3 protein-coding genes are annotated in these 1,846 nt (G+C 69.1%); 2 read left to right on the forward strand and 1 reads right to left on the reverse strand.

Translation table 11 applies throughout. The features are described 5' to 3' along the window. A partial coding sequence (locus tag WAL33_RS16150; RefSeq protein ID WP_422182545.1) for an SDR family oxidoreductase occupies positions 1 to 547 on the reverse strand: 547 nt, incomplete at its 3' end. A 45-nt stretch (positions 548 to 592) separates the two neighbouring features. On the opposite strand from WAL33_RS16150, the gene WAL33_RS16155 reads away from it, so the two are divergent. Both WAL33_RS16155 and WAL33_RS16160 read left to right on the forward strand, forming a co-directional pair. Next, positions 593 to 937: an MmcQ/YjbR family DNA-binding protein gene (locus WAL33_RS16155; RefSeq protein WP_422182546.1), complete on the forward strand. Its 345-nt coding sequence runs from the start codon at positions 593 to 595 to the stop codon at positions 935 to 937. An 81-nt stretch (positions 938 to 1,018) separates the two neighbouring features. Continuing rightward, positions 1,019 to 1,846: aldo/keto reductase (locus WAL33_RS16160; RefSeq protein WP_422182547.1), on the forward strand; the 828-nt coding region annotated here is incomplete at its 3' end.

Genomic DNA, 1,846 nt, shown 5'->3' on the forward strand with positions numbered 1-1,846 from the left:
GGCCCCCGCCCCCGCCCGACAGCGGCAGCACCTTGAAGCGGCGGATCAGGCCGGCCAGACGGCTGACATTGCTGTCGCGGCCTTCCAGATAGATCAGGGTCGGCCGCAGGATCGTCCAGGCCACGCCGTGCGCGGCGCAGAACGCCTCGACCTTGGCCTCGGACTCGGCCAGGGCCTTGGCCACGGCCCGTTCCGTGGGCTCCGGCGAATCCTGCTTGGTGAAGCGGCTGGTCGAGGAGAAGGCGACCAGTCTGGTCATGCCGCGCGCCTTCAGGGCCGGCAGGGCCTGGGGCAGCAGCCAGATCGGCGACAGCGAGAACACCGTGGCGATCGGCGGCAGCTCGCCGGCCAGGTTCGGATCGGCCAGGTCGCCGTCCACCCAGCAGACGTCGTCGCTGGGCGGGCGTCGGCTCAACGAGATGGGCGTGATCCCCACCGCGTTCAGCCGCGTCAGCAGGAACTCGCCGATCAGGCTGGTGGCGCCCAGCACCAGGATGGGCGAGGTCAGGCCCGAGGGGGGCGGGGCGGGGGTGTTTTCAGCGTCCATCTTCTCCCTATAGTCGCGCCAGGGAACCCAACAAGGATTTTGGCCATGACCTTCGACGATGTCCGGGCCTTCGCGTTCAAGTTCCCCGGGGTGACGGACGGGACCGCCTATGGCCATCCGTGCCTGAAGGCGCACGGCAAGTTCCTGACCCGCGTGTGGGACGACGGCGACACCCTGGTGTGTCCAGGGGTGAGTTTCGACGAGCGCGAGCTGCTGATCGAGGCCGAGCCCGAGACCTTCTTCGTCACCGACCACTACAAGAGCTATCCCTATGTCCTGATCCGCCTGTCGCGGGTTGACGCGGCCACGGTCGAGCGGTTCATCGAGCGATATTGGCGCGATCGGGCCCCCAAGAAGGTGCTCGCCGCCCACGACGCGGGTCAGGCGTGACGCGGCCAGGGGCATGACGCGGCCGGCATGAGCGCCTATATCGACTTGAGCCCTCCCCCCAGAACGGTTGGAAGATCCGCCATGCCCCAGTCCATCCCCGACATCCGCGCGGGCGACGTGGCCATGCCGATCATCGGCCTGGGCACCTGGCAGCTGGACGACGGCGCGGCCCAGCCGATGGTCGAGAAGGCGCTGGAGCTGGGCTACCGGCACATCGACACCGCCCAGGCCTATCGCAACGAGCAGGACGTCGGGGCGGCCCTGACGGCGACGGGCGTGCCGCGCGACCAGATCTTCCTGACCACCAAGGTGTGGGTCGATCAATTCGCCCAAGGCGACTTGCAGCGCTCGGTCGAGGCCAGCCTCAAGCGCCTGCGGGCCCCGCAGGTCGATCTTCTGCTGCTGCACTGGCCAAAGCCCAAGCCGGCCCTGGCCGAGACCATGGCGGCGCTGAACGACGTCCACGCGCGCGGCCTGACCCGCGCCATCGGCCTGTCGAACTTTCCCTCGGCCCTGATGGCCAAGGCCCAGGCGGCCTCGGAGGCGCCGATCGCCACCAACCAGGTCGAGTACCATCCCTACCTGTCGCAGAAGACCCTGATCGCCAAGGCCAAGGCGATGGGCTCGACCATCACCGCCTGGTCGCCCCTGGCCCAGGGCAAGGTGGCCACCGATCCGGTGCTGATCGAGATCGGCGAGGCCCACGGCAAGACCCCGGGCCAGGTGACCCTGCGCTGGCAGGTCCAGCAGCGCGTCGCGACCATCCCCCGGACCAGCAATCCGGCCCGGCTGGCCGAGAATTTCGACATCTTCGACTTCGCCCTGTCGGACGCCGAGATGGCGCGGATCTTCGCCCTGGCCCGGCCGGACGGCCGGCTGGGAAACTGGCTGGACCCGGCGTTTAGTTGG

The sequence above is a fragment of the Caulobacter sp. genome (assembly GCF_049283275.1).
Taxonomy (GTDB): Bacteria; Pseudomonadota; Alphaproteobacteria; order Caulobacterales; family Caulobacteraceae; genus Caulobacter.